This is a genomic window from Sphaerimonospora mesophila, assembly GCF_001417795.1.
In the GTDB taxonomy this organism is placed as follows: Bacteria; Actinomycetota; Actinomycetes; order Streptosporangiales; family Streptosporangiaceae; genus Sphaerimonospora; species Sphaerimonospora mesophila.
This window is the reverse complement of record NZ_BCBX01000032.1, coordinates 318,007-342,979: the sequence shown is the minus strand read 5'-3', so window position 1 is coordinate 342,979 and position 24,973 is coordinate 318,007. Positions and strand designations below refer to the sequence as shown.

Genomic DNA, 24,973 nt, shown 5'->3' with positions numbered 1-24,973 from the left:
TAATTAGCTTCAATTGGCCGCATGGGGAACACTGGAGGCGGCCGGGCTTCGATCGCGCAGGAGATCAGGGCATTGCTCGACAGGCGGCGTGCCCGACTGCCCGAAGTCCAGGCGGTGATCACAAACTGGCGAAATGTCGACCAGCAGTTGATCAGTCTCTCGAGCGCACTCGACCTCCTTCGCAACCATCCTTCGGTTCTTCCCGACGCAACGGCGGGCCTGGCGATCCCGCAGCTCTCGGAGGTGCGAGCCCAGGTCGCACAGGTGATCGAGCAGTACACGGCCGTCGAAGCGCGCTTCTCGCGCGACACGGTCAACATCGGGGTCAGCGGGAGCGCCCGCATGGGCAAGAGCACGCTCCTGCAGTCGATCTCGGGACTCGGCGACGAGCAGATCCCGACCGGCCGAGACCTTCCGGTAACAGCCATTCGGAGCCGTATATACAATTCGCCGGATTTGCGACGAGCCGTCCTCCGGCTGCATTCTCCCGAGTCGTTTCTCGACGAAGTCATCAAGGCGTACCACCTGGAGCTGGGGTTCGATCAGTGGCCGACGACACTCGACGAGTTCCGGACCTGGAACTATCCGGCGGAATTGAGCGACCCGAAACCGGACAAGGTCTCGCTGCTCGCACGTCTCCGGGACATCCACGCCGCGCTGTGGTCGTACGAGCAGGATCTCTGTCGCGCGGAGAGGGAGATGGTGGTCGGCCTCGACCACCTCCGGCAGTTCGTCGCGTACCCGACCCACGAGTCGCAGCACTCCACCGACCCGGTCCCGCGGCGCTACCTCGCGGTCAGGGACGCGCGCATCGACTGCGCGTTCCCCCACGCCGAGGTCGACCGACTGGGGATCATCGACCTGCCGGGTCTCGGAGAGATCGCGGCGGGCGCCGAGAGCCACCACGTCACCGGACTGCGGCACGAGGTCGACGTCGTGCTGCTCATCAAGAAGGCGAGCGAGACGTCGGCGTTCTGGACCGCCGCGGACGCGCAGGCTCTCAAGTTGCTCGACCTCGCACGCGGGTCGATCCGGAACCGGGGCGACTTCGTCTATCTCGTCGTCAACACTCCGAAGGGCGCCGAGTCGCTGGCCGATCCGCTGCGGGCGCACATCACGCATCAGGTCAACGACGGACAGCCGGGCAAGTACTTCACCGTACTGGACACCGACGCCGCCGAACCGGAATCGGTACGCGGCGGAGTGCTGTCACCACTGCTGACCGCGCTGGCGGCCCGGCTGCCCGTGATGGACGAGGAATGTCTCACGGGGGCACGGGAGGCGGCCGCCGGCACGGCGGCCGGGATCGAGCTCATGCTCGCCGATCTGACCACGGCCATGCGGTCGGTGCGGGCGGCGTCGGGAGACGTCACCGAGACCATCGCCGACCAGGCGCGCAAGCTCCGCGAAGACCTCGCGATCGAGCTCAACGCCCTGGTCGCGGAGCTGCGGGCACGGGTGATGGCCGACGAGGACGACCCGGAGTACGTCGCGGCGATCAAGGCCGTGTACGGCGACGTCGTGGCCTGGATCGAGGGCGGCTTCGGCATCGGTGCGGAGACCTGGCAGGCCGCCGCGTTCCGCGCCTTCGGCACCGACGGCTCCGGCCGATACGCCGATGAGCAGATCAACCGGATCCGCGTGGAGATCGGCAACCGGTTCGCCGCACTCGACACCTTCTACTCCGGGCAGATCGAGCGGACTCGGCGCGATGTCGGCCTGATCCTTCGACGGCACTGCGGCGACCTCCTGACCGGCGCCGGTGAAGGCACGGCGCTGCTCACCGAGCTCGCCGATCTGCTGGACAACCCCCGCAACCCGTGCCCGGCACTCCACCAGGCCGTCACGGGGCTGCTGGCCCTGCGCATGGAGTACCGCAGTCACCTGCACCCCCTACTGCGCCCGCAGCTCGACGGCCTGCGCATGCAGTACGAGGATCCCCGCACCGGCCGGCCGGTCGCCGTGATCGTGCCCGAGCTGACCGAGAAGGGCGCACGGGACCTCTACGTCAACTTCACTCACCTCGCCGAGAACGCCGCGCACGAGGTGCGCAAAGCCCTGATGGCCGGCGAGATGACGCCCGTCATGGTGACGTACGCCGCCGTCGAGCACTTCGTGGACGCCTTCATCCGGTCCGGCGCGTCGAACGAGCTCGGCTCGCCCGGCTCGGAGCGGGAGTTCGAGCGGTTCGCGCGTGCCTACCGCGACGAGCTCTGGCCTGGCGCCTACCAGGGCATCGCCGAGGGCAACGTCCGCTATGACCGGGTGATGACGCTCATCGACACGCTGTACGGCACACTCGCCGAGGCCAGGAGGGCCGCATGACGACGGATCAGGTCGCATTCAAGATCGGACTGCTCGGCCCGTCTCGAGTCGGCAAGACCTCCCTGGTCACCGCGATGCTGTCCGAGGCGCAGCGGATGCTCGCGGGGAGCGGGGTGGCCATGGTGGCCGCCGACACGGCCACCGAGGTCGTGATCGACGGTAACCGTGAGGCACTCCAGGGCGACCTTCTCTCCGGCGAGTTCCTGCACGGGAGTCTTCTGGGCACCGTGGAACCGACGTATTTCAAGCTCGCCCTCGACCCCGGCGTGCCCGATGCGCGCATCGACATCGAACTGCTCGACTTCCCCGGTGGCTGGATCAAGCCCAAGGATCGCGTGGGCGTTGAGGACCAGTGGGAGAAGTGCCGGAAGTTCATCGCCGACAGCACGATCCTGCTCGTTCCGGTCGACGCCTCGCTGCTGATGGAGACCACGGAGAAGGAACACCTGCGGCTTCTGCCACAGTTCCTCACCACGGTCCAGGTCGAGCAGGTGGCGAGGGATTGGGCGATCGAGCGCAACCGCCGCCCCGAGGAACCCGCACTTGTGGCGTTCTGCCCGGTGAAGGGCGAGGCGTACTTCAACGACAACGGCGGCATCAAGAACCGTTCGGTCCTGCTGCGGCAACGCTTCGACACCGTCTACGCGGGCGTCGTCCAGGCCGTACGCGCCGAGGCGCCGAAGGCGACGATTCTCTACGCGCCGGTGGACACCATCGGCTGCGTCGAACTGGTGCGGGCCGACTGGACGAAGTCGTCGACCGGGATATGGGGCTTCGACGCGAAGTACCGGGTGCGCGGCAAGGCCGAGATCTCCCGCATGGGCGTGGACGACCTGATGACCGCGATCGCCCAGCAGCTCATCTACGGCAAGCGCCTGGCCGGTGCCCAGGAGAGTGACGACCTGCGCGCCCTCGCGAACCGGGCAGCGGAGTACGCGGAGCGCAGCGAGGGCTTCTTCCGCGACATCTGGTTGTGGGTCAACCGGGAGCGCCAGGCACGACGCACGGCCGCCGCACAGCACGACAGGGAGGCGCGAGAGGCGCTGCATCGGGTGCTGGCACTGGACGCGGTTCTGGAGAAGATCGCAGCCCAGCGCTTCGGCCCGCGGGTGAGCAGACTCTGAGAGGAGCGCCCCATGCATGTCCATCTCCGCACGCGCGGCACCGACATCGACTACCGCTTCATCGGCGACACCCCGAAAACGTTCTGGTGGAGCGAGTACAAGCGGCGCGGCCTGACCGACCACGAAAAACCGGTGATCGTCGTCGAGTCCGACGGCGCCGGCTGGCGTGTCTACCTTCACGGTGCCGAGTCGCGCCGCAGGGACAATCGCACCACCCCGATCACCTTCAGCATCGTCCTGGCTTCCGGCGCCCCGGAACACGGGGACCGTGACGACGCGGCGGATCGGGAATTCGCGTTCAGGCTGATCAACCTGTGGCTGGAGGCCGTGAGCGAGCCGTCCAGCCGGTCAACGGTCGCCGAACGGCTGGACGAGGTGCTGCCCGCCACCACCGTCGACCACTGGTTGGCATCCGGGGTCGACCCGGAGTCCGCCCGCGCCGCCGAGAAGGCGGTACGGATGGCCTTCTCGTCCGGTCTTTCCGAACCGGAGCCTCCGATCGCGGTCTCCACATCGGAACCTCCTCATCGGCGATGGCTGGGCGATCTCTCGGACGACAAGAGCCGTGAGACGTTCGTGGCCCACGTGCGGGAGCTCCTCGACGGGCGGCAGGGCAAGGCGCTGATCCTGACGTTCGTCCAGGCCCCGGATGATCCAGTGGTGGCGGACCTGGCGGCAGCGGAAACCGGCGATCTGGCTCTGTTGGCCGCCCGACGTGGCCGGACCCCGGTGGAGGGGATGCACCCCCTGGGAAAAGCCGAACCGGTCCTTCCCGCAGACGGGAAGGACCTTCGAAGCAGAAGACCACGGCCCATGGGCAGGAAACGGCTCCCACTGGTGGCCCTGGCGGTGGTGATCCTGCTGGTGGGTCTGATCGCGTGGCTGATGCTGACCGGGACGGGAAACGCCACACCACTACCGGCGCTCAGCGCCGCGGCCACGACGATCACCTCATGCCCGACGAGCAAGATCTTTCCAGATATGACGCCGGGCGAACAGCCGGAGCGACCGACCTCGGACCCGAGAGCGCATCGACCGTGGTCTTGCTCAGCATCGACCGCGGCCGCCCGATGAACCTGCGCGCGGCATGGGCGACCACGGACGGGGTCAACCTGAGTGCGGATATCACGCAGACCACGCCAGGTCTCGATGCGAGCCCCTGGACAGGAACTCTGTCCGTCGAATGGCGATATATCGTCCCCGGCGAGGATGTCGGCAGACCCCTGGGCCGATTGACGCCGGACATCGTCAAACGCACTTTGAAAGATAAGTTCGGTTCATATGAGGTCGTCTCAGTCGATCTCGAATTAGGACGAGACGATGGTGCTCGGTTGCGCACCCTCCATCAACACCCGAGGGCCAGAAAGGCGCGTTATGGTCGGCCACCGGTTTCGCATGAGATGCTGGAGATTGATTGCCTTCTGGGCGGTCGTGTGGTTTACGTCCTGATCGAGCAGGCGTCGATCCCTCACCCGTCGGAGTTCCGAGCACGGCACAATGGTCTCGCCGAACCGTGAATCGGCACTCCAGGCGATTGTTCCTCCAGATCGGCGGGGTCGCCGCGGCCGGTGCGGCCGGGGTGCTGATCCCGGCGGCATACGCCGTACGGGCCGGATGTGGGGAGAGCCGGGCGAGGGACGACTCCTTCGCGGGTTCCTTCGCGCTGCTGCGCCGCAACTGGCGGGACGTCACGGCGGGTGCTCGAGTCGACGCGACGGCCGAGCCGTACAAGACCCGCCTTGCGACGCTGGGTCGGACGGCCGCCCGGCACCGGGACGCCATGACCCCGACCGGCACGTCACTCTGGCCCGACCTGGCGTTTCCCTCCTTCACCCGGACTCCGGCACGGCTGCTGGCCATGGCCCGCGCGTACGTCCTGCCGGGGAGCGGGGTGACCGGCGACGCGACGCTGGGCGCCGCCGTGGCGGCCGGCATCGATCACTACCGGCGGCACGTGTACGCCGCCGGTGCGGACCCGGACGGCAACTGGTGGGACTGGGAGATCGGCGTCCCGAAGAGACTGCTCGACGCGGCCATGCTGATCGGTTCACACCTGACGGACGAGCAGAGCGGGGCACTGGCCGAGGCGGTGGACCACTTCGTACCGGAATGCCGCCTTGATGACTACAGCGGCACCAGCACCGGAGCCAACCGCGTCGATCTGTGCATGGTGACGCTGCTGCGTGCCGTCCTCGGGGCGGACCCGGACAAGGCCGCGCTCGCCGTCTCTGCGCTGTCCCCCGTCTTCTCGTACGTCGACGAGGGGGACGGGTTCCACCGGGACGGCTCGTTCCTGCAGCACACCACGATCCCCTATCAGGGCGGGTACGGCGCTGTGCTGCTGACCGGCGTCGCGACGATGCTCGCGGTGCTGCGCGGCTCACCGTGGCAGATCGACCTCGGGGTTCGGCGGACCGTTTTCGACCTCGTCGAGAAGTCGTTCGCGCCGTTCGTCCACGACGGTTTCTGCATGGATCTCGTCAGGGGCCGCGGGATCGGGCGGGAGCCGTACGGCGACCACCGGCGGGGGCGCGAGATCGCCGCCGCGATCCTGCTGCTGGGCGAGGCGGCGCCGGCTCCCGAGCGGATCCGCTGGCAGGGCATGGTGAAGGGCTGGGCGGTGCGGGACCGCGGAAAGCCCATGCTCGAGGCGGCCCTGAACGGTGATCTGGGCTTTCATGCCCGCCTCGCCGCGATCATGGACGATGACACGATCACGGCGGCGAGCGAACCGGTCGGGCATCGGCTGTTTGCGAGCAGCGCCCGTGCCGTACACCGCGGACCGGGCTGGTGCGCGGCGCTCAGCATGGCCTCCAGCCGGGTCGCGCACTACGAGTACGGCAACGGTGAGAACCGACGAGGCTGGCACACCGGGTCGGGAATGCTCTACTGGTGGGCCGGCGAGGGCCACGGCGATCAGTATTCGGACGGTTTCTGGCAGACGGTCGATCCGTACCGGCTGCCGGGCACGACCGTGTCCACGAGGCGTCTGCCCGACGGCGCCGGCGAGGAGTGGGGCGGCACCTGTCCGCCCGCCCGCTGGGTCGGGGGCGCCACCGATGGCACGTACGCGATGGTCGGACAGCATCTGTACGGCTTCGAGAGCAGCCTGGAGGCGTTCAAGTCGTGGCTTTTCGTCGATGACGCGGTGATCTGTCTGGGCGCCGGGATCACCTGTGCCGACGGTGTCCCGGTCGAGACCGTCGTGGACAACCGCAGGACCGACGCGACGTTGACGGTGGACCAGGCCGCCGGTTGGGCCCATCTGGACGGACACGGCGGCTATGTCCTGCCCGCGCGGTCGGGCAGCGGCCCACTGCGCAGGCTGCGCGAGCAGCGTGGCGGCGAGGGCTCGGTGGCTCAGGAGTACGTGACGCTCTGGCTCGACCATGGCGTCGACCCGGCCTCGGCCGCCTATGTCTACCTGCTGCTGCCGGGGGCGAGCCTGGCGCGGACCCGGGCCAGGGCCGCCGAGAGCGGTTGGCTGCGGGTGCTCGCCAACACGGACCGTCGGCAGGCCGTACGGGTGCCGTCGCTCGGCATCACCGCGGTCAACTTCTGGAACGCCGGAGCCGTGGGCGGCCTGACCGCCGACGGGCCGTGCGCGGTTCTCGTCCGGGAGATCGGCGACGGTACGGCCACGCTGACCGTGTCGGACCCGCGGCGCGACCTGAGCGAGTTGACCGTCACCTGGGCCCGGCCGGTTGCCGAGGTTCGCCCGTCACCGGTTGTTGGAAAGCTCCTGACGAGCGCCACGACCGGGGAGACACTCACGTTGTCCTTCGGCCGTCTCTCGGACCTGACGGGATCGTCGGTGACGGTGACGGTGACGGTGACGATGCGAATGCCGTAATCATGATGGAATTCCGTCATGGTCCGGCCGCTCATCCGCCGCCGCTCTCGCCGGACCCGCGGCCGGAATCAGTCGTCATCGAATTCGATTCGAAGGCTGCTCGAATAGCCCGGACCGGAATTCTCGGGCTCCCGGCCCCAGGACGGAGCCTCCCCCTCGATGAAGACCTCGATCGCGCTGAACGCGTATCCGTCCTGGGGGCGGGCCTCCCAGGTGAAGTGCACCTGCCGTCCGGGAGACAGCGACCGATAGCCTCGCCCGATCTGGGCGATCACGGAGAAGTGGGCGAAGACATCGGATGGAAGGTCAGGCGACCTCAGGACTCCCCAGCCCTCCTCGTCGTACCAGGCGACGACCACCCCGCGCGTCACAAGTCCATGATCTCATCCGCCCCGGCCGGGAGTCCCATGTCGAGTATGAACACCACCGCCCATGTCGTGCTGCTCGTCATCTACACCGAGCGGATGGAGGAGTGCCGAGAGTTCTATGACGCGCTCGGCATCCGCTTCGAGCGGGAGCAGCACGGCCACGGCCCGCAGCACCATACCGCTGTACTGCCAGACGGCACCGTCTTCGAGCTGTATCCGGCCACGGCCGGACGTCCCATCGACAGGCGTTCGATCAGCCGCTGCACCGCCACTCGGAGATCGTCTACGGGACAGTTCACAGTGAGAGCAACGAGCGATCACCCGTGATCTCATCCGAACCACAGGACTGAATCAACGCGGTCTGGGGCGCTGGCGCGCAGGAGGGCGAAGAGCAGCCCGCCGGTTCCGGTGAACAGCGACGAGGTGAGAGTCGACAGGTGTGAAGCGGCTGTCCGGCGGGCGAGCATGGTCACGATGCTGTTCAACCGGTCCTCCTGCCCGGTATCAGGTGCCCGTCGGCAGATCTCCGTGAACGCGTCCACCGCACCAGAGGTGCCACAGCACAGCCCGGGCGACACGGTGCCTGTGAGGTCGTCGTTCGATGCGGCGAGCGCCGGGACCGTCAGGCCGTCCGGGTACGGGTCGCCCAAATCCTCGGCCACGGAGAAACGGCTCAGCAGTGCGCCCGTCCGGCCGTTGCACCATGACCAGGTCACGTATTCCTGGTCCTCGGGAAAACGGCCGTCCCGCCATCCCTTCTGGTTCGGGCGCCATGACTGGTCATCGAACCGCATGGCCTCCGCGGCCAGGTCCAGTGCCTTGGAGTTTTCCCTGAGCCGGCCCCACCTGGCGAGCGCCATCGCGATCCCGGACGTGCCGTGGCTGACATGCGGCAGCGCCTTGGCCGGATCCTGGCTCCAGCAGACACCGTTGGGACCCTGTGCGGCCCGCTGGATGAGTTGATCTGCAGTCTGGTCGATCACTGGGGTCAATTCATCGGCGCCGGTTCGCTGATGCAGTGACAGAAAGCCAAGGAGCAGGCCCGCGCGCCCGTAAAGGAGTTCGTCCTTGGGGTCGGACAGTGCCAGCTCCGGTCCCCAGGTGACGGCGATACGGCAGGCCGCCCTGAGGATGTCGTCGCGGCCCGCAGCCGCTCCTACCCTGCCCATGGCGAAGATGAGGCCACCGATCCCCCTGGCCATGCCACCCGTCCGCTGACGGCTGATGGGCGGCGTCCCTGCCACGAGTGGCGTGAAGATATCGGCTGCGAGCTCACGCCAGCGGTCCCGGCCGAGGAGGCGGCCCGCTTCTGCGAGCGCGACGGCCGTTCCCGCCGACCCGTCGTACAGCGCCTCGGGGTCCACATGGCTCATGATGGCGCCAAGCGCCGGTACGTATTGGGCATACGCCCACGACCCCAGGTCTGCGCAGTTTTCCAGGGTGTCGGCGAACGCATCGGCGATGATCTCGATCTGCCGGAGCATCGCGGCGTTCGCGTCGGGCTCGGCGTCCGTCGCGACGATTCGGCCGACCAGCCGTTTGTGTGCGAGCTGCTCGCGGATGGCCACCACCTGCAGGGAAAGGTCGGTCCGGTCCATCGACGCGACGCGGGCGATCCCGTCCTCCACCGGCGCGCGGTGCAGGCTCGAGGCCCGGGTGCCGGCTTCCAGCTCGAAGCGTGGGATGTCGCCCCGCATGAGCTGCCGTACTTCGGCGTCCGTCCAGTCGGTGATCATGTCCCGGCGCATCTCGCCGAGCGCTGCCAGGCTGTCGCCGATCACCTGTTCCCGGCGCTGGGATGAGAGGAAGGGAACAGAGCTGAAGCTCTGGGACAGGAGTGTCGCGTATTCCATCGTCGGTCGCAGGATGGCACGGACGCGCACCCCCTCCACGAGTTCGCGAAGCGCGGCAGGAGAAAGGATGCCTGTCCCGGTTCGCTGGGCTGACAGGTACTCGTACGCTGCCTGGAACCCTTCGACGATGGTCTCGGTGTAACCGAGTGGCGGACCGGGATACCGGCCTCCAGCACGTCGGGGTCGGTGTCGGCCAGCACCTGCCCCGTGCTGGACAGCTGTAGCCGAGTACGCAGCAGCGGCTCCGCATCGATCACCAGCGGATACTCAGAGCTGACGATGACATTCTCATGATGCAGATCGAAGGTGCCGATCGCGTGCGCGAGCGCGAGCAGAGCGCCGTAGCGCAGGTAGCAGCGGTGCACGGCTGCCTCGTCCGGGCAGGGATCGTTGGCGACCAGCTCCATAAACCCGTAGTCCTCGCCCGAAATAGTGCGGCAAGTCCGCATGGGAATGCCGAGTGCACCGGGCACCACCTGCGCCGCCAGCTTCGACCAGGCGATTTCGCAGGTCAGGGTCCTGGGCTTGTAGACCACTCGATGCGGGCCCAGAGCCAGGATGGCGGCGGACCGGCCGCCCTGGTGGGGATCGGAGATCCCGAACTCCGCTCCGGACAGCGGGTCAGGACTGTCCGGGTTCATGCCGGCCAAATCCGCGACTTCGGCCTGGTGGGCGGCCAGCCGCGCGACCAGCTCGGTGACCGCGTCCAGCCAGTCGTTTTTGACCGTGTCGACGAGCCGCCCCAGTTCAGGCAGCGGACCGTCCGGTTCCATCAGGCGCCCGGCCTTCTCGTAGGCCACGTATTGGTCTAGCCAGTCCCGCCCGGCGCCCTCGGGGGCGATGCCCGGGGACGCCGGGCGGGGACGCCACAGTCCATCAAGCGCGAGATGGAAGCTGGTGTACCTCTGCACCACGATGAGATTCGTCAGATCCGCGAGACGACCGGCGAACCACGAAACGAAGTCCGTCAGTGCCCCTTCCGTGACCGGATACGGGCTGTCCGCGAGTCGGTGCCGCAAGCTGGACGTGGCTTCCCGAATGTGTTCGTCGAGCAGTTCGGGAAGAACCGGCGCGATGCGATATCGCGCGCTTCCGACGCGGCGATGGTCTCCTCGTGGCTGTTCTGCATGGGTGCCTACCCCCAACCGTCTGTGCGCTATGGAGCGTTGAACTGTCAGACGCAGGCCAGAGAGGCGAGCGACCCTGCGGCGATCGGAGTGGTGGGCGTACAGGTGGTGCACTCCCACGTCGACGGGCCGCTGCCGGGCTGGGAGCTCGGTCCCTGCGGCGCGGGGTCGGTGCCGACGAAGGGCGGAAGGGTGATGTGGTGAGTCGTCTCGTCGTCCTCGATGACCTGGATGTTCACGGAATCCGAAAGCGCGAACCCGGCCTCGCGGAGGACTCCGGCAGGGTCGTTCAGGAAGCGATCCCGCAGTTCCCTGTTGTTCGAGGACTCCATCCTGAGTCGGTCGAGCTTGGTGAGCGGCAGCATGTCAAGATTGGACACATGACCTCCTGTTGCGACGTTCCGTGTTGGATCTGTTACTTACAGTTACCAGAGGAAGAGAGGCGCGTCCAGTGGAGATTCCTTTAAGAAACGTTTCACGCGGGAGCTGCAACATTTGGGCGCGGCTCCCCCAGGTGTTACAGCCCCCATCCGCTTGCCCCCGGGGACACAGCGCGGGCGACCGGCCCGCCTGTCCCCTTGACCACCCAAGTTTTCCCAGCTCGCCCGCCATCCGGGGACAGGGGGACACAGGGGACGCTTCCGATGGGACTCAGGGACGATGTAGATGACACCGTAAAAAAGAGCCCCGGACCCGCATCGCTGCTGATCAGGGGCTCTTTTCCTGCTGGTGGCAGGTCCAGGGTTCGAACCTGGGTAGGCTGAGCCGACGGTTTTACAGACCGCTCCCTTTGGCCGCTCGGGCAACCTGCCTCGTCATCCGCTCGTTCGCGGCGACAGGTAGAAGAATAGCGGACTTCCAGGGTGCACGTGACACGCATTGTCCCTGGATGCGACTCGGGCGACCGCTGAGCCCACATCGGCGCACGTGACCGCGTCCGCAGGCCATAGTGGCATGGTGATCAGATGGGCGCGGGAAGAGGATCTCGCAGGGCTGGCGGACCTTGAGCGTGCGGCGGACACGATGTTCGCCGACGTCGGCATCGTCTTCCCGCCCGATACGACAATGATCGAGGAATGCGACGACCCGGGACGGGTGATCGTCGCGGGCCGGCCGCCGGTGGGGTTCGCCCTCCTCGGCCAGGTGGACGGCCTGACCCATCTCGACCAGCTCGCCGTACATCCGGACCACCAGGGCCAGGGCGTCGGGACGCGGCTGATCGAGGCCGTCTGCGACGCGGCCGGGGCCACGAGCGACGCGATCACTCTCACGACCTTCCGCGATGTGCCGTGGAACGCCCCGTGGTACGCCCGGCGCGGCTTCGAGGTGCTGCCGCCGGAGAGCTGGGGGCCCGAACTGCGGGCTCTGGTGGAGCACGAGCGGGCGCTCGGCCTGGAAATCGCCCCCCGCGTCGTCATGCGCAAGACCCTGTCAGCTTCTCGGCCGTAAACGACCGAGCTTGCAGCTCCTCGCCGTCGATGGCCTCGACGGTTCAGGCCGCGTCGTCGGCAGCGTGACTCACTGCCCAGCCCGCGACACCGCGTGCGGCGATGTTGCGGGCTGCGTTGACGTCGGCGTGCTCAGCGAAGCCGCACGACGTACAGCAGAAGGTGGCCTGGCCGGGCCGGTTCTTCTTGTCCACATGCCCACATGCCGAGCAGGCCTGCGAGGTGTAGGCCGGATCGACATAGATCACGGCCACGCCTGCGCGGGCCGCCTTGTAGGCGATGAACGACCCGAGCTGGTGGAAGCTCCAGGAATGCAGCGTGACCCGCTGGGGCTTGCGGAGCCGTACCCGGTCGCGGATCCCGCCCAGGTCTTCCAGGGCGATGCCGCGTCCGGTGCGTTCTGCCTCGGTCACGATCTGCTTGGCGATGGTGTGGTTGGTGTCGGCGGCGAACCGCGCCTCCTTACGGCGGCGGCGTTTCAGCAGCCGTTTGGCGGACTTGGTGGCCTTGGCCTGCAACCGGGCTCGCAGCTGTCGCTGCCGGTGACGGACCGCGTTCAGTCCCCTGCCCGAGTGGCGCTTGCCGTCACTGGTGGTCGCGATGTTGGCGATCCCCAGATCCACGCCCATAAACCCCTCCGGGGTGGCGACCGGAGGGTCGGGAACCTGACAGGTGGCGCACAGGAACCACATGCCGTCCCGGCACACCAGATCCGATTCGCCCTTACGGTAGACGGCCAGCATCGTGAGCTGCTCGGCGGATGCGGTGAAGGCGATATCGCGCATCCTGCCCGCCGTCGTCCAGATCGACACCGTGCGCGTGTCGATCTGCCAGGACAGGCATCGGTCGTCGAAGGGCTGGCCGGCCTGGGCGCGGAAGGCGATCGGCTTGCCTTCGATCGCCGTGCGCCGCGCTGATCCGGGCGGCCCGTAGTTGCCGTTGCGGAGGTTGGCTTTCAGCGTGGTGTAGGCGTCGGCGACTTTCTTGATCACATGCTGGGCGGTCTGCGCGCCCAGCCCTCGGGCCTTCAATTCGCGGTAGACGTGCTTACGTAAGCCGTACTCACGCCGTGCTCCGGTGGTGAACGCCGTTGCCGAGGCGAAGTTCGCGGCGGTGTTGCACGCGCTCAAGGTCGCCGCCAGTGCCGCCGCCTGCTCAGGCGTCGGTAGCAGTCTCACCTGCACCACCAGCTTCACAATCGAACACACTACCCTTTGGTCCATGTCTCCCCGGGTGGGAACCGAACCCCGATATCCGCAGGGGGCGCAGCGTGGTCTACAGCCTGCACGCCCACGTGGTCTTCACACCCAGGTATCGGCGTGGGGTGTTCACCGGCGAACTGCTGTCACGCTGCGAGGAGATCATGATCGAGGTGTGCGACAGCTTCGGCGCCGAACCGGCCGGGTTCAACGGCGGGCACGGCCACGTCCACCTGCTGGTGCACTATCCACCCAAGGTCGCCCTGTCCACCTTGGTCAACTCCCTCAAGGGCGTCTCGGCCCGCCTCCTGCGCAAGGAGTATCCCGCTCACATCAGCAGGTACCTGTGGGGCGGCCATTTCTGGTCACCGTCCTACTTCGCCGCCTCCTGCGGAGGCGCCCCCTTGAGCGTCATCAAGGAGTACATCGAAACCAGAAACGCCCGGACTAGCCGTCCGGGCGGAAAGCGTGGGAGGGAAGCGATTCCTCCCGGGCGTGAACGCCCGGGGTTCCTCGCTAAATGGTGCTGAATCCGCGTACCGCCAAGACCGCCGACATCGCCAAGTGGCCAAGGTAGGAGCGGGCCGACAGCGGCTTGAGGACTGCTCCCCGACGCCTCACGCGCGTCCGTCTCCCAGCGCTTTCAGCTTCCACGGCTCGGGGCACTGCGTCACTCCAGGGACGGATCTCCGCGATGTCGCCTCGTAGCCGACGGCAAGCCGGTGGGACAGCTCAAGCCGGTTCCGCCTCCGCCTCTGATCGCCGGTGCGTACGTCCGTGGGGCTGTCCGGGCCGGTCTCGGTGGGTCTCAGTCCGAGCCAAGCCCCTGGACGAGCGTCGGGATGAACTCGCGGACCCGCTCATTGAGGCGGAGTACGAACCCGGTGATCAGTTCGAGCTCGTCGTCGTCGTATGCGTCCGTCACCGACGCGAATGCGGCCGCGACCCGCCCGAAGATGTCCTCGAGCGCCGCCTCGTGCCGGCCCGTCGAGCGCACGAGGACCTTGCGGCGATCGGCCGTGTCCCTGTGCCGCTCGATGAAGCCGCCGCGTTCCAGCCGGTCGAGGAGCGCGGTCACGGCGGAGGTGCTGAGGCCGGTCAGCTCGGCCAGCCGTCCCGCCGTGAGTTCCTTTTCGTGTCTGGCCAGATTGAGGCACTTCAGGTCGGTGGGTCCGAGACCGAAGTGGGTGGCGATGGCCTGGTGCATGATCACGCTGTGCGCGGCGTTGTCCTGTGTCGCCTCGGTGAGCGCCCGAAGAATCTCGGCTCGATGACCCGTTGACATCCATACTCCAACGCGTACTATCTCAAATTGTCTCGATGCATCGAAATTTCCTACCCTTCGAATGAAGATAGCAGAGGGAGACGAACATGAGAGACGAGACCCCAGTACTGATCGTGGGTGCGGGCCTCGCGGGGCTGTCCACGGCCGTGTTCCTCGGCGTCCACGGTGTGCCGTCGGTCGTGGTGGAGCGGCATCCGGGGCTGTCCACCCAGCCCAAGGCCAGGGGTCAGATGCCGACGACCATGGAGGCTCTGGCGACCGCCGGGATCGCCGAACGGTTCGCCCACGCCGCTCCGCCGGGCGGGGACAGGAGCATCATGGTCATCGCGGAGACCGTCACCGGGCCCATCCTGAAGGACTTCGTACTCGAGATGCCCGACTTCTCCAGACTGTCTCCCGCGCCGTTCGCCGCCGCGAGCCAGGAACGGGCCGAACGAATCCTCGCCGACCGGGCGGCCGAGCTGGGCGCCGACATCAGGCTCTCGACCGAGCTGGTGTCGTTCCGCCAGGACGACGAGGCGGTGATCGCCGATCTTCGCGACACCGCGACGGGGAAGCGGCGGACGATCAGCGCGCGGTACCTGGTCGGCGCCGACGGCCACAAAGGCATGATCCGCGATATGGCCGCCATACCGGTCCACGGGCGCCGGTCGTCACAGCCGCGGCCAACGATGTTCCTGCAGTTCGAGGCCGACCTCGACGTGGCGCTGCGAGGCGAGGCGTTCGGACTCTTCTACCTGCAGAATCCGGCGCTGCCTGCCCGGGCGGCGACGGTCGTGACCACCGACTACCCGGGCCGCTACGTCCTGGCCGCCCCGTTCGAACCCGGTGACGATCCGGACGCCGAGCGACTGGTGGACGTCGTCCGCACCGCCTGCGGCGTTCCGGACCTGGACGTGAAGATCCTGGAGACCGCCTGGTCGTCCTCCGGAGAGCACGTCACCCGAGTCGCGAACGCCTTCCAGGCCGGGCGGGTCCTGCTGGCCGGCGACGCTGCGCACCTCATGCCCCCGACCGGAGGACAGGGCGGGAACGCCGCCGTGATGGACGGCTACCACCTCGCCTGGAAACTCGCCGCCGTGCTGTCCGGCACCGCGGGGCCCGGCCTGCTCGCGAGCCACGACGCCGAGCGACGGCCGTACGCCGACGCGCTGGCCGAGCAGCAATACGCCAACCTGATCCAGCGTCAATCCCCCCACCTGCGCGACGGAACGGAGGCCGCGATCCTGAATCCGGCGGTGGAGCTGTTCGGCTACATCTGCCCATCCGGCGCCTTCGTGCCCGAGGACGGTGGCCAACCCCCACTGTTCGAAGATCCGGTCACACCGTCGGGCCGTCCCGGATCGCGTGCCCCGCATGTACGGCTGGCCCGCAGTGGGACTCCGGTTTCGACACGTGACCTCTTCGGGAGCGCGTTCGTCCTCCTGACCGCCGGAGGACGGCACTGGATCAGCGCCGTTGAGCAGGCCGTACGCCGGCTCGGTGTGGCCCTGGACCGCCATGTGATCGGAGACTGCGGCGGCCTGGCCGACGTGGACGGGCTGTTCCTCGCGGCGTACGGCATCACGGAGGCGGGCGCCGTCCTCGTCCGGCCGGACGGGGTCATCGCGTGGCGATCGCGCGGCGCAGGCGAACCCGGCAACCTCGAGCGTGCACTGCGACACGTCCTGTGCCGCCCCTGAAGCCACCTCCGAGATCTTGCATCGGACGCTGCTGCTCGACGCCGTGTGCGACGCCGCGGCCGTTCTCGCGCCGGCCGTGACGCTGACGACCTTCCGGGACGTGCCGTGGAACGCGCCCTGGTATGCCCGCCGCGGCTTCGCCGTACTGCCTCCGGAGCGGTGGGGACCCGAGCCGGCGGCGCTGGTCGAGCATGAGCGGGCGCTCGGGATCGGGCAGGCGCCCCGTGTTGTGATGCGCAAAGACCTCTCGCCACGCGAAGACCACTAATGTCGGAGGCAACGAAGAGAGGACACTGACACCGATGGCCGACAGCAGTTTCGACGTGGTCAGCAAGATCGACCGGCAGGAGGTCGACAACGCTCTGAATCAGACGGTCAAGGAGGTTGGGCACCGCTTCGACTTCAGGGGCACCGGCGCGAGCATCTCCTGGTCCGGACAGAAGGATATTGAGATCAAGGCGAACAGCGAGGAGCGGGCGAACGCCGTACTCGACGTCTTCAAGGAAAAGATCATCAAGCGCGGGCTGTCGCTCAAGACCCTCGACGCGGGTGAGCCGAAGCTCTCCGGCAAGGAGTACCGCCTGATGGTCGCCCTCAAGGAGGGCATCGACCAGGACAACGCCAAGAAGATCTCGAAGATCATCCGGGACGAGGGGCCCAAGGGTGTGAAGGCTCAGATCCAGGGCGAGGAGCTCAGGGTCAGCTCCAAGAAGAAGGACGATCTCCAGGAGGTGATCGCCCTGCTCAAGGGCAAGGACCTCGACATCGCCCTTCAGTTCACCAACTACCGCTGACGTTCCGGTCGCGAAGGCCCTGACCTCTGGGTCAGGGCCTTTTCTCTGCCCCGGATTCGATCACTCCGGCTACGTTGGTGATGTCTGTCGGAGCCGACGGGAGGAGGCGACGGAGATGCCGGAGCCACCGGATCTGGCGACGGCCGAGGAGTACGCGGCGTTCTTCGAGGTCGAGCACGAGTTGGGCGTCCTCTTCCGGCGCGCGCACGCGCTCTCCGCTCATATAGGGCGCAGGGTGCACCCCGAGCTGGAGCCCGGGGCGTACGGACTGCTCGTCCGCATCGACCGGGTGGCACCCGTACGGCCCAGCGATCTCGCGGCCTACGTGGGCGTCGGCAAGGCGACCATCAGCCGGCAGGTGAAGGTGCTCGATGAGCTGGGCCTGGTCGGCCGCGAACCCGACCCGCTCGACCGGCGTGCCCATCTGCTGGTCCTCACCGAGGAGGGCCGGCAGCGGCTCGGACGCGCCCGGAGCGCCCGCCGACGGCAGCTCCACGCGCTGCTCGCCGCCTGGCCGGAGGAGGACGTACGGCTACTCGCCCGGATGCTGCGGCGGTTCAACGCCCTCACGGAAACGATGCCGACGGCGTCCCGCCAGGCCTGACCGCCACGTAAAGAACAGACCGGTGAAAAGACAACGGACAAGCCCCGTTAGGCGTGTGTTACCACATCCTCCCCAACCAGGAGCCAAGCTGTCATCTCGGGTCCTCTACACTGCGCCTACTACGCAGTACAGCTCGCATCAAAAACTGAGGAGGCCGCGTGGCTCCCTGGTCCACTCATCGGAAAACGGCGGGAATCGGCGCGGTCGCGCTGGCGACCGCTCTCCTGATCTCCTCCTGTGGCGGAGAGAGCGACACGACCACGGCGGCCCCGGCCCCGGCCCCCAGTGCGGAAAGCTCGCTGGCGAAGCTCGTGCCGGAGAACATCGCGGCGGACGGCAAGATCCTCATCGGTAGTGACGCCTCCTATCCGCCCAACGAGTCCGTCGACCCGGCCAGCCAGAAGATCGTCGGCTGGGAGGTCGAACTGGGCGAGGCGCTCGCGGCCAAGCTCGGTCTCCAGGCGGACTTCCAGAACGCCGGCTTCGACACGATCATCCCTGGCATCCAGTCCGGGAAGTACGAGCTGGGCATCTCGTCGTTCACCGACAACGTCGAGCGCGAGAAGGTCGTCGACTTCGTGACGTACTACTCGGCCGGCACCTCCTGGGCCGCGCTGAAGGGCAACCCCAAGGGCGTCAGCCCCGACGACGCCTGCGGCAAGAAGATCGGCGTTCAGCAGGGCACGGTCCAGATCGACGACATCAAGGCCCGCAACGACAAGTGCGTCCAGGACGGCAAGCCCGCGATCGAGCAGGTCGTACGCAAGGGCCAGACCGAGGTCAACGCCGACCTGGTCTCCGGAAAGATCGACGGCATGCTGGCCGACTCCCCGATCGTCGGCTACGCCGTCAAGCAGACCGGTGACAAGCTCGAGACCATCGGGCAGCTGTACGACTCGGCTCCCTACGGCTTCGCGATCGGGAAGAACTCCGGCACGTTCAAGGATGCCGTGCTCGCCGCGACCAAGGAACTCATCGCCGACGGCACCTACATGAAGATCTTGGAGAAGTGGGGCGTCCAGGATGGTGCCATCACCGATCCAGTGATCAACGGCGCTGGCAGCTGATCCATGTCCGTCGGGGAAACGGAGCAACGCACCGGGATGATCAAGGCCGTTCCGGTGCGTCATCCCGGCCGCTGGGTGGCGGCCGCGGCGGTCGCGGTGCTGGCCGCGATGCTGGTCAACAACCTTGTCACCAACGAGGCGTACAACTGGGCTGAGCAGCTCAAATACCTGTTCTCTCCCCCCGTGCTCGAAGGCGTGCGCAACACCATCTGGCTGACCGTGGCCGCGATGGCGGGTGGCATCGCCCTGGGCATCGTGCTCGCGCTGATGCGGCTCTCGGCCAACCCGCTGCTGCGCGGCGCGGCCTGGATCTACATCTGGGTCTTCCGCGGCACGCCTCTGCTCACCCAGTTGCTGATCTGGGGCAATATCGGCGCGCTGTTCCCTACCCTCGGCCTGGGCATCCCGTTCGGACCCGAGTTCGTCAGCGCGCAGGCGAGCGCGCTCTACAGCGCGGCCGCGGCGGCGGCACTCGGACTGATCTTCAACGAGGCGGCCTACATGGCCGAGATCGTGCGCGGCGGCATCCAGTCGGTGGACTCGGGTCAGCAGGAGGCCGCCAGCGCGCTGGGGCTCACCAAAGCCCAGACGCTGCGTCGGATCATCCTGCCCCAGGCGATGCGGGTCATCGCACCGCCCACCGGCAACGAGGCGATCTCGATGCTGAAGAACACCTCGCTGGTCATGGCCGTGCCGTACCTCGAGTTGACCTTCGCGGTGCAGAACATCTACGCGCACACGTACCAGATCATCCCCATGCTGATCATGGCCTGTCTCTGGTACCTGTTCCTGTCATCGCTCATGATGATCGGTCAGCACTACCTTGAGCGGCACTACGGCAAGGGGTACGCGCGATGAGCGAGACCACGCCAACCGTGGACGGCACGGCCGATGGCCTGATGGTGAAGGCCGAGCAGGTCTGCAAGAAGTTCGGCAACGTCGAGGTCCTCAAGGGCATCGATCTGCAGGTACGGCAGGGCGAGGTGATGTGCGTCGTCGGCCCGTCCGGCTCGGGGAAGTCGACCTTCCTGCGCTGCATCAACCACCTGGAGAAGATCGACGCGGGCCGACTGTGGGTGGACGGCCAACTCGTCGGCTACCACCAGCGCGGCCACAAGCTGTACGAACTGCGCGAGAAAGAGGTCGCAGCTCAGCGCAGGGACATCGGCATGGTGTTTCAGCGGTTCAACCTCTTCCCTCACATGACGGCCCTGCAGAACGTCATGGAGGCGCCGATGCTCGTCAAGGGTGAGGCCAAGGACGCAGCCAGGGCCCGAGCCGAGCAACTGCTCGGACGAGTCGGCCTGTCCGACCGGATGGGCAACTACCCGTCCCAGCTCTCCGGCGGCCAGCAGCAGCGCGTCGCCATCGCGCGGGCACTCGCGATGCAGCCCAAGCTCATGCTGTTCGATGAACCCACCTCCGCCCTCGATCCCGAACTCGTCGGCGAGGTCTTGGACGTGATGCGCGACCTGGCCCGCGAAGGCATGACCATGGTCGTCGTGACCCATGAGATGGGCTTCGCCCGGGAGGTCGGCGACTCGCTGGTCTTCATGGACGAGGGCGTGGTCGTCGAGCAGGGTGTCCCGCGCGAGGTGCTGGCCAACCCCCAGCACGCCCGCACGCAGGCGTTCCTGTCCAAAGTCCTCTGAGGGCCGCTGGTCAAGTAGGCATCAGCGATGGCGAAACAGGTCATCGGCGATCCACGGCACGAGCGGACCCGCGAGTTCCTGCGTCGCGTCCTCCACCCGGGAGACTGAGCTACCGGCGCCGGGTGCCGGCCGATGCATGGAACAATGCGTACGATCCGGACGACCCGGCAGGTGAGGTCGTGTCGATCAGGCAAGCCGTACGGGAGCGGTGATGTGCAGGTGGGTGGCGGCCTGTCGGACCAGGTGCGGGCGGCGATAGCGGGCAACGTGCGGCACGCCCGCCGCACCCGCGGGATGAGCATCCGGGACCTCGCGGACCGGGCCGGGTGCAGCAAGGCGCTGATGTCCCAGCTCGAACGCGGCCTGGCGAACCCGACGATCGAGGTGTTGTCGGGCATCGCCGAGGCCCTGGGGATGTCCTTCGCCGACATCACCCGCGCTCCCCTGTACGAGCCGCAGGTGATGCGGCGGGCCGATGCCGACATGACGGCCCGCACCCTGCTCAGCTCGGACGACCGCCGCCGCTTCGACGTCTACGAGTCGCTGCTGCCGCCCGAGCACATCCACGAGAGCGCACCGCACGGCCGGGGGTCGGAGGAGTTCGCCTACGTGCTGTCGGGTGCGGTGACGTTGGAGATCGCCACGTGGACGGTCCGGCTGCGCTCCGGCGAGGCGGTCCGGTTCTCCGCCGAGGCGGAGCACAGCTATCGGACGGCGGCCCGGCCGAGCCGCCTGCTGACGCTGGTGTCGATGCCGACCGAGTGACCCGTCACCGGCTGCTCACGACCCCGTCAGGCGCGTTCATCGGCCACCACGCAACACGATCATGCCGCGATAGCTGGGCGTGCCGTACCATGCGAGCCGGTCCAGGGTGGCGGCGGGCAGCGGCAGGTCCAAGGCGTCGACCCAGGTCTCCCCCAGGTCCGCGTCCGTCCACGGATCGTTGACGTAGAAGACGTCCCCGTCCCCGCTCACGCCGTGCACCGTGATCCAGTGCGGACAGCTCTCGGCGTGCATCCCGAACTGCTCGATCAGCACCAGCGCGACACCGCCGCCGTCGAGCGCCCCACGCAGCCGGTCGAGGTCGAAAGCGGCGGTCTCCACGTCGATGCCCCGTGCGGCCGTCTCGGCCCGGAAGCCCGCCTGGATGAAGGCGCGCAGATCGCGTTCCTCGTCGGTACGGCACAGCTCCAGCAGGATCGGCTCCTCGGTGGACAGCACGACCTCCGGCACCGCCCCCCGATCGGCGGCGGCGAGCGCGAGCCCCAGCGGCTCGCAGCCCCCCACCGTCGTGGCCTCCCGCCACAGTCGCATCTCCTGTTCCCGGCCGGGCCGGTCCTGCAGTCCCAGCCCGCAGAGCCCCATCTGCAGCGCGACCGGCCCGCACGTGAAGTCGGTCGTCTGTCGCATGTACGGCACGGCCCGCCGGGGGCCGCCGTCCCGCCATCGCACCTGTCCGTGACCGGTGTCCTCGGGGCGCGCCGTCACCGGGCCCGCCCATGTCGGGGTCGTCAGCTCCCGATAACCGCGGGCGAGCGACCGCTCCCACAAGGACCCCGACGCCCTCTCGGACCCCGACGCCGCCTCGGACCCCGGCTCCGTCTCCCGCTCGGGGAACCAGCGCTTGACTGCGACCGCCCCCTCCCTCCAGGCACGCTCCTCCACCGCCGTCACCAGCGCGTCGGCCACCTGCCCATCGTGATCGTCGCGCGTCCACACGTCCACGATCTTCCGGTAGGCGGTCAACGGACGGTGCACCTCGAAGGCCGCGCCGACGAGGGTCCGGCCGGATCTGGCGGTGAAAAGGGTGCGGACCTGGACCCCACCGGCGAGCCGCCAGCGGCGCAGCAGGTCGGCTGGCAGGTCGGCTACCCCGTCGGCGACGGCACCGACGTCTCCGATCACAGGCAGCACATCGATGTGAAGTTCGGACATGACGGAAAACCTCTTCTACGGGGGATCTTCACTACTGCGGGATCGACGCGAGCAACCGCCGGGTGTACTCGTGTTCCGGCGCACCCAGCACGTCGTCGACCGGCCCCGACTCGACGACACGACCGCCGCGCATCACATAGACGCGGTCGGCGATCTGCCGGGCCACGGCCAGATCATGGGTGATGAACAGCATGGTCAGCCCCAGCTCGCGGCGCAGGTCCGACAGGAGGTTCAGCACCTGGGCCTGTACGGACACGTCGAGCGCGGAGACGGACTCGTCGCACACCAGCAGCTCCGGGCGGGGGGCCAGGGCCCTGGCGATCGCCACCCGCTGGCGTTCGCCGCCCGACAGCGCCCGGGGCCTGCGCCGGGCGTACCCTTCCGGCAGCCCGACGAGTGTCAGCAGCCCGGCCACCTCCGACTTCGGGCGGCCCGCGGCGGCGAGGGCCTCCGCCAGGCAGGTGCCGACCGTCAGGCCGGGGTTGAGCGCCGAGTAGGGGTCCTGGAACACGATCTGGACCCGCCTCGCCAGAGCGGCGCCGCGCGCACCGGAGCCGGCGTGGAAGTCGACGTCTCCGGCGTCCGGCCGCTCCAGCCCGACGACACACCGCGCGAGCGTGGTCTTGCCCGAGCCCGACTCGCCCACCACGGCGACGGACTCACCGGCCGTCACCTCCAGGTCCACCCCGTCAAGGGCCGGTACGGCGGAGCCGTGGAACCGCTTGGTCAATCCCCTGACCGTGAGCAGCGGCGAAGCCGCCGCCTCCGCCGGGATGCCCGCCGCGGCGGGCTCGGCGGCGGACTCCCCGACGTGCTCGATCGTCCGTACGACCTCTGAGCGCAGACAGGCCGTCCGGCGGCCGCCGGTCGCCTCGGCCAGGGCCGGGTCCGCCGGGGCCACCTCGATCAGGGGCGGCTCAGCCGTACGGCAGGCCGGGATCGCGAACTCGCACCGCGCGGCGAAGGCGCACTCGGCGACCACGGACGACGGCGCGGGCACAGAACCCGGGATGGTCGGCAGCACGGCGAGCCGGTGGGTGAGCGGCGGGTCACAGGCCGCGAGGCGTGCGGTGTAGGGGTGCGCGGGGTCGCCCAGCACCTCGTCGGCCGTTCCCTCCTCGACCAGTCGGCCGGCGTACATGACCAGCACCCGGTCCGCCCTGCTCCGGGCCAGCCGCAGGTCATGGGTGATGAGGATCAGCCCCATGTCGCGGCTGCGCTGCAGGCCCGCGACCAGTTCCAGGACCTCGTGCTGGGTGGTGACGTCGAGCGCGGTGGTCGGTTCGTCCGCGATCAGCAGGTCGGGCCCGGCGGCGAGCGCCGCGGCGATCGCCACCCGCTGCCGCATGCCGCCGGAAAGCTGGAACGGGTACTTTCCGGCCACATCGGCGGGCAGTCCGACCTCGCCCAACAGGCGCGTCACGTGCTCGCGGGTCCCGTGCCGGTCTCCCGCCCGGGCCGTACGGCCGCCCGGCCGCGGGATCCCCCAGGCGATCTGCTCGCCGCACCGGTGCACCGGGGAGAGCGAGGTGAACGGGTCCTGTAGCAGCAGCGCGATCCGAGAACCGCGAACGCGCTTCCACGAGGTCCCGGGGTCGGCCAGGTCGACGACGAGGTCACCGGCCCCGCCTGCCAGCTCCAGCCGGCCGCTCGCCCGGACGCCGGGCGGCAGCAGGCCGAGCAGTGCCTTCACGGTCATCGACTTGCCGGAGCCGGACTCGCCGACGATGGCGACGGTCTCCCCGGGCGAGACGGCGAGGTCGAGGCCGGTGACGATGGGGCCGGCGTCCGAGACGACCCGCAGATCACTGGCGACCAGCATGCCCGTGCGTGTGGGAGCCGTCATGCCGCCACCGCCCGCCGGTCGAGCGTTTCGGAGAGCCAGTCGCCGAGCAGGTTGACCGCCGTGGCGGTCACAATGATCAGGATGCCCGGGATCACTGCGGCCAGGGGGTTGTCACCGAGCAACTCCCGGCCGTCCGCGAGCTGACGCCCCCAGTCCGGTGCCCCCGGCGGCACGCCGAGCCCGAGGTAGGACAGGGACGAGAGCGCGACCAGCGCGAACGCGACGTTGAGCAGAAGGTTGGCGACCACGATCGGCACGATGTTGGGGGCGATGTGCCGGAACATGATCCGGGACGGCCGGATGCCGAGCACCCGCGCCGACTCGATGTACGGCCGCGGCATCTGCTCGATCACGGCGCCCCGCACCAGCCGTACGTCCGACGGGGAGAACAGCACGATCAGCACCCCGACCGTGACCCAGTAGCCTCGGCCGACCATGCCGGCCACGACGATGGCCAGCAGCACGGCCGGGAGCGCGAGCAGCAGATCGGCGTACCGGCCCGCCAGCATGTCGACGATCCCGCCGCGATATCCCGCCACCATGCCGAGCAGCACGCCGATCACCATGGAGCCGACGGCCACCACGATCGGGCCGACGAGCGCCGAGCGCGCCCCGGCCAGCGAGAGCTGCAGGATGTCCCGGCCGAGCTGGTCGGTGCCGAACGGGTGGCCCTCCACGCCGCCGCCGACCACGCCGAGGTAGATGTCCTGGTCCAGGGCGTGCGGGACCACGACCTCCCAGGCCGCCGCGCAGAATCCGACGAAGCCCAGCAGCACGACCGACACGATCATCACGACCGGCGTACGCCTCC

At 68.3% G+C, this 24,973-nt stretch carries 24 protein-coding genes, 1 tRNA gene and 1 pseudogene; 16 read left to right on the top strand and 10 right to left on the bottom strand.

Going from position 1 to position 24,973, the window contains the following annotated elements:
• Window positions 1-21 precede the first annotated feature (21 nt).
• Genes AP234_RS09240 through AP234_RS09225 form a run of 5 tightly spaced genes read left to right on the top strand, consistent with a single transcriptional unit; the run spans window position 22 to window position 7,302 of the window.
• Entirely contained in the window at window positions 22-2,325 is a 2,304-nt protein-coding gene (locus AP234_RS09240; RefSeq protein ID WP_152990323.1) for a hypothetical protein, read from the top strand.
• The gene (locus tag AP234_RS09235) at window positions 2,322-3,449 is read left to right on the top strand and encodes a GTPase (protein WP_055479148.1); all 1,128 of its coding nucleotides are present in this window, start codon (window positions 2,322-2,324) and stop codon (window positions 3,447-3,449) included. Before AP234_RS09240 ends, AP234_RS09235 begins: the two co-directional genes overlap by 4 nt.
• Before the next feature lie 12 nt (window positions 3,450-3,461).
• Window positions 3,462-4,523 carry a hypothetical protein gene (locus tag AP234_RS09230; protein WP_055479147.1) on the top strand — a complete coding sequence of 354 codons (1,062 nt, stop codon included), beginning with the start codon at window positions 3,462-3,464 and terminating at the stop codon, window positions 4,521-4,523.
• Window positions 4,493-4,966, top strand: a complete 474-nt coding sequence (locus tag AP234_RS36045; protein ID WP_152990322.1) for a hypothetical protein — start codon at window positions 4,493-4,495, stop codon at window positions 4,964-4,966. The genes AP234_RS09230 and AP234_RS36045 overlap by 31 nt, the downstream gene beginning before the upstream one ends.
• Window positions 4,967-4,983: 17 nt before the next feature.
• Window positions 4,984-7,302, top strand: coding sequence for a polysaccharide lyase 8 family protein (locus AP234_RS09225; RefSeq protein ID WP_235558052.1), 2,319 nt, complete (start codon window positions 4,984-4,986; stop codon window positions 7,300-7,302).
• Between the two features lie 68 nt (window positions 7,303-7,370).
• On the opposite strand, the gene AP234_RS39145 is transcribed toward AP234_RS09225, so the two are convergent.
• A complete protein-coding gene (locus AP234_RS39145) occupies window positions 7,371-7,673 on the bottom strand; it encodes a cold shock domain-containing protein (RefSeq protein ID WP_063842828.1) in 303 nt (100 codons plus the stop codon).
• A 45-nt stretch (window positions 7,674-7,718) separates the two neighbouring features.
• Between AP234_RS39145 and AP234_RS38480 the strand changes: the two genes are divergently transcribed.
• Window positions 7,719-7,997 (top strand): hypothetical protein, encoded by a 279-nt coding sequence (locus tag AP234_RS38480; RefSeq protein WP_055479145.1) that lies wholly within the window; start codon window positions 7,719-7,721, stop codon window positions 7,995-7,997.
• A 2-nt stretch (window positions 7,998-7,999) separates the two neighbouring features.
• Here AP234_RS38480 and AP234_RS09210 read toward each other — a convergent pair whose 3' ends face one another.
• From AP234_RS09210 to AP234_RS09195, 4 genes and pseudogenes are all read right to left on the bottom strand, one after another.
• Window positions 8,000-9,619 carry a lanthionine synthetase LanC family protein gene (locus AP234_RS09210; protein WP_235558080.1) on the bottom strand — a complete coding sequence of 540 codons (1,620 nt, stop codon included), beginning with the start codon at window positions 9,617-9,619 and terminating at the stop codon, window positions 8,000-8,002.
• A 116-nt stretch (window positions 9,620-9,735) separates the two neighbouring features.
• Window positions 9,736-10,296: pseudogene (locus AP234_RS38475) on the bottom strand (DUF4135 domain-containing protein); the annotation flags it as partial.
• A 401-nt stretch (window positions 10,297-10,697) separates the two neighbouring features.
• Window positions 10,698-11,030 (bottom strand): hypothetical protein, encoded by a 333-nt coding sequence (locus AP234_RS09200; RefSeq protein WP_152990319.1) that lies wholly within the window; start codon window positions 11,028-11,030, stop codon window positions 10,698-10,700.
• 347 nt (window positions 11,031-11,377) lie between these two features.
• Window positions 11,378-11,462 (bottom strand) — tRNA-Tyr (locus AP234_RS09195).
• A gap of 142 nt (window positions 11,463-11,604) precedes the next feature.
• On the opposite strand from AP234_RS09195, the gene AP234_RS09190 reads away from it, so the two are divergent.
• Window positions 11,605-12,099: a GNAT family N-acetyltransferase gene (locus AP234_RS09190; RefSeq protein WP_055479141.1), complete on the top strand. Its 495-nt coding sequence runs from the start codon at window positions 11,605-11,607 to the stop codon at window positions 12,097-12,099.
• A gap of 43 nt (window positions 12,100-12,142) precedes the next feature.
• On the opposite strand, the gene AP234_RS09185 is transcribed toward AP234_RS09190, so the two are convergent.
• Entirely contained in the window at window positions 12,143-13,321 is a 1,179-nt protein-coding gene (locus AP234_RS09185; protein ID WP_083501929.1) for an RNA-guided endonuclease InsQ/TnpB family protein, read from the bottom strand.
• Window positions 13,322-13,350: 29 nt separating this feature from the next.
• On the opposite strand from AP234_RS09185, the gene tnpA reads away from it, so the two are divergent.
• Entirely contained in the window at window positions 13,351-13,827 is a 477-nt protein-coding gene (gene tnpA, locus AP234_RS09180; protein ID WP_152990341.1) for an IS200/IS605 family transposase, read from the top strand.
• A gap of 278 nt (window positions 13,828-14,105) precedes the next feature.
• Here the strand turns inward: tnpA and AP234_RS09175 are convergent, their stop codons facing one another.
• A complete protein-coding gene (locus AP234_RS09175; RefSeq protein ID WP_055479139.1) occupies window positions 14,106-14,582 on the bottom strand; it encodes a MarR family transcriptional regulator in 477 nt (158 codons plus the stop codon).
• A gap of 86 nt (window positions 14,583-14,668) precedes the next feature.
• Between AP234_RS09175 and AP234_RS09170 the strand changes: the two genes are divergently transcribed.
• From AP234_RS09170 to AP234_RS09135, 8 genes are all read left to right on the top strand, one after another.
• Complete coding sequence (locus tag AP234_RS09170; RefSeq protein ID WP_055479138.1) at window positions 14,669-16,264, top strand: FAD-dependent monooxygenase; 1,596 nt, start codon at window positions 14,669-14,671, stop codon at window positions 16,262-16,264.
• Between the two features lie 16 nt (window positions 16,265-16,280).
• On the top strand, window positions 16,281-16,532 hold the full coding sequence (locus tag AP234_RS09165; protein ID WP_431998328.1) for a hypothetical protein: 252 nt from the start codon (window positions 16,281-16,283) through the stop codon (window positions 16,530-16,532).
• Between the two features lie 34 nt (window positions 16,533-16,566).
• Window positions 16,567-17,058, top strand: a complete 492-nt coding sequence (locus AP234_RS09160; protein ID WP_055479137.1) for a YajQ family cyclic di-GMP-binding protein — start codon at window positions 16,567-16,569, stop codon at window positions 17,056-17,058.
• A gap of 115 nt (window positions 17,059-17,173) precedes the next feature.
• Window positions 17,174-17,662: a MarR family winged helix-turn-helix transcriptional regulator gene (locus AP234_RS09155; RefSeq protein WP_055479136.1), complete on the top strand. Its 489-nt coding sequence runs from the start codon at window positions 17,174-17,176 to the stop codon at window positions 17,660-17,662.
• Window positions 17,663-17,820: 158 nt separating this feature from the next.
• The gene (locus AP234_RS09150; protein ID WP_055479135.1) at window positions 17,821-18,729 is read left to right on the top strand and encodes an ABC transporter substrate-binding protein; all 909 of its coding nucleotides are present in this window, start codon (window positions 17,821-17,823) and stop codon (window positions 18,727-18,729) included.
• Window positions 18,730-18,765: 36 nt separating this feature from the next.
• The gene (locus AP234_RS09145; RefSeq protein WP_235558051.1) at window positions 18,766-19,587 is read left to right on the top strand and encodes an amino acid ABC transporter permease; all 822 of its coding nucleotides are present in this window, start codon (window positions 18,766-18,768) and stop codon (window positions 19,585-19,587) included.
• The gene (locus tag AP234_RS09140; RefSeq protein ID WP_055479133.1) at window positions 19,584-20,381 is read left to right on the top strand and encodes an amino acid ABC transporter ATP-binding protein; all 798 of its coding nucleotides are present in this window, start codon (window positions 19,584-19,586) and stop codon (window positions 20,379-20,381) included. The genes AP234_RS09145 and AP234_RS09140 overlap by 4 nt, the downstream gene beginning before the upstream one ends.
• Before the next feature lie 213 nt (window positions 20,382-20,594).
• Complete coding sequence (locus tag AP234_RS09135; RefSeq protein WP_055479132.1) at window positions 20,595-21,146, top strand: helix-turn-helix domain-containing protein; 552 nt, start codon at window positions 20,595-20,597, stop codon at window positions 21,144-21,146.
• A 36-nt stretch (window positions 21,147-21,182) separates the two neighbouring features.
• Here AP234_RS09135 and AP234_RS09130 read toward each other — a convergent pair whose 3' ends face one another.
• Genes AP234_RS09130 through AP234_RS09120 form a run of 3 tightly spaced genes read right to left on the bottom strand, consistent with a single transcriptional unit; the run spans window position 21,183 to window position 24,953 of the window.
• Window positions 21,183-22,316 carry a peptidase C39 family protein gene (locus AP234_RS09130; RefSeq protein ID WP_055479131.1) on the bottom strand — a complete coding sequence of 378 codons (1,134 nt, stop codon included), beginning with the start codon at window positions 22,314-22,316 and terminating at the stop codon, window positions 21,183-21,185.
• Window positions 22,317-22,347: 31 nt separating this feature from the next.
• Entirely contained in the window at window positions 22,348-24,162 is a 1,815-nt protein-coding gene (locus AP234_RS09125; RefSeq protein ID WP_235558050.1) for an ABC transporter ATP-binding protein, read from the bottom strand.
• Complete coding sequence (locus AP234_RS09120) at window positions 24,159-24,953, bottom strand: ABC transporter permease (RefSeq protein ID WP_200926299.1); 795 nt, start codon at window positions 24,951-24,953, stop codon at window positions 24,159-24,161. Before AP234_RS09120 ends, AP234_RS09125 begins: the two co-directional genes overlap by 4 nt.
• Between the last annotated feature and the right edge of the window lie 20 nt (window positions 24,954-24,973).

Bases quoted from the DNA above. Each gene is read 5' to 3' on its own strand.
- AP234_RS09240 (WP_152990323.1), top strand. From the start codon at position 22: ATGGGGAACACTGGAGGCGGCCGGGCTTCGATCGCGCAGGAGATCAGG.
- AP234_RS09235 (WP_055479148.1), top strand. From the start codon at position 2,322: ATGACGACGGATCAGGTCGCATTCAAGATCGGACTGCTCGGCCCGTCT.
- AP234_RS09230 (WP_055479147.1), top strand. From the start codon at position 3,462: ATGCATGTCCATCTCCGCACGCGCGGCACCGACATCGACTACCGCTTC.
- AP234_RS38480 (WP_055479145.1), top strand. From the start codon at position 7,719: ATGAACACCACCGCCCATGTCGTGCTGCTCGTCATCTACACCGAGCGG.
- AP234_RS09190 (WP_055479141.1), top strand. From the start codon at position 11,605: ATGGTGATCAGATGGGCGCGGGAAGAGGATCTCGCAGGGCTGGCGGAC.
- AP234_RS09185 (WP_083501929.1), bottom strand. From the start codon at position 13,321: ATGGACCAAAGGGTAGTGTGTTCGATTGTGAAGCTGGTGGTGCAGGTG.
- AP234_RS09175 (WP_055479139.1), bottom strand. From the start codon at position 14,582: ATGTCAACGGGTCATCGAGCCGAGATTCTTCGGGCGCTCACCGAGGCG.
- AP234_RS09170 (WP_055479138.1), top strand. From the start codon at position 14,669: ATGAGAGACGAGACCCCAGTACTGATCGTGGGTGCGGGCCTCGCGGGG.
- AP234_RS09160 (WP_055479137.1), top strand. From the start codon at position 16,567: ATGGCCGACAGCAGTTTCGACGTGGTCAGCAAGATCGACCGGCAGGAG.
- AP234_RS09155 (WP_055479136.1), top strand. From the start codon at position 17,174: ATGCCGGAGCCACCGGATCTGGCGACGGCCGAGGAGTACGCGGCGTTC.
- AP234_RS09145 (WP_235558051.1), top strand. From the start codon at position 18,766: ATGATCAAGGCCGTTCCGGTGCGTCATCCCGGCCGCTGGGTGGCGGCC.
- AP234_RS09140 (WP_055479133.1), top strand. From the start codon at position 19,584: ATGAGCGAGACCACGCCAACCGTGGACGGCACGGCCGATGGCCTGATG.
- AP234_RS09130 (WP_055479131.1), bottom strand. From the start codon at position 22,316: ATGTCCGAACTTCACATCGATGTGCTGCCTGTGATCGGAGACGTCGGT.
- AP234_RS09125 (WP_235558050.1), bottom strand. From the start codon at position 24,162: ATGACGGCTCCCACACGCACGGGCATGCTGGTCGCCAGTGATCTGCGG.
- AP234_RS09120 (WP_200926299.1), bottom strand. From the start codon at position 24,953: ATGATCGTGTCGGTCGTGCTGCTGGGCTTCGTCGGATTCTGCGCGGCG.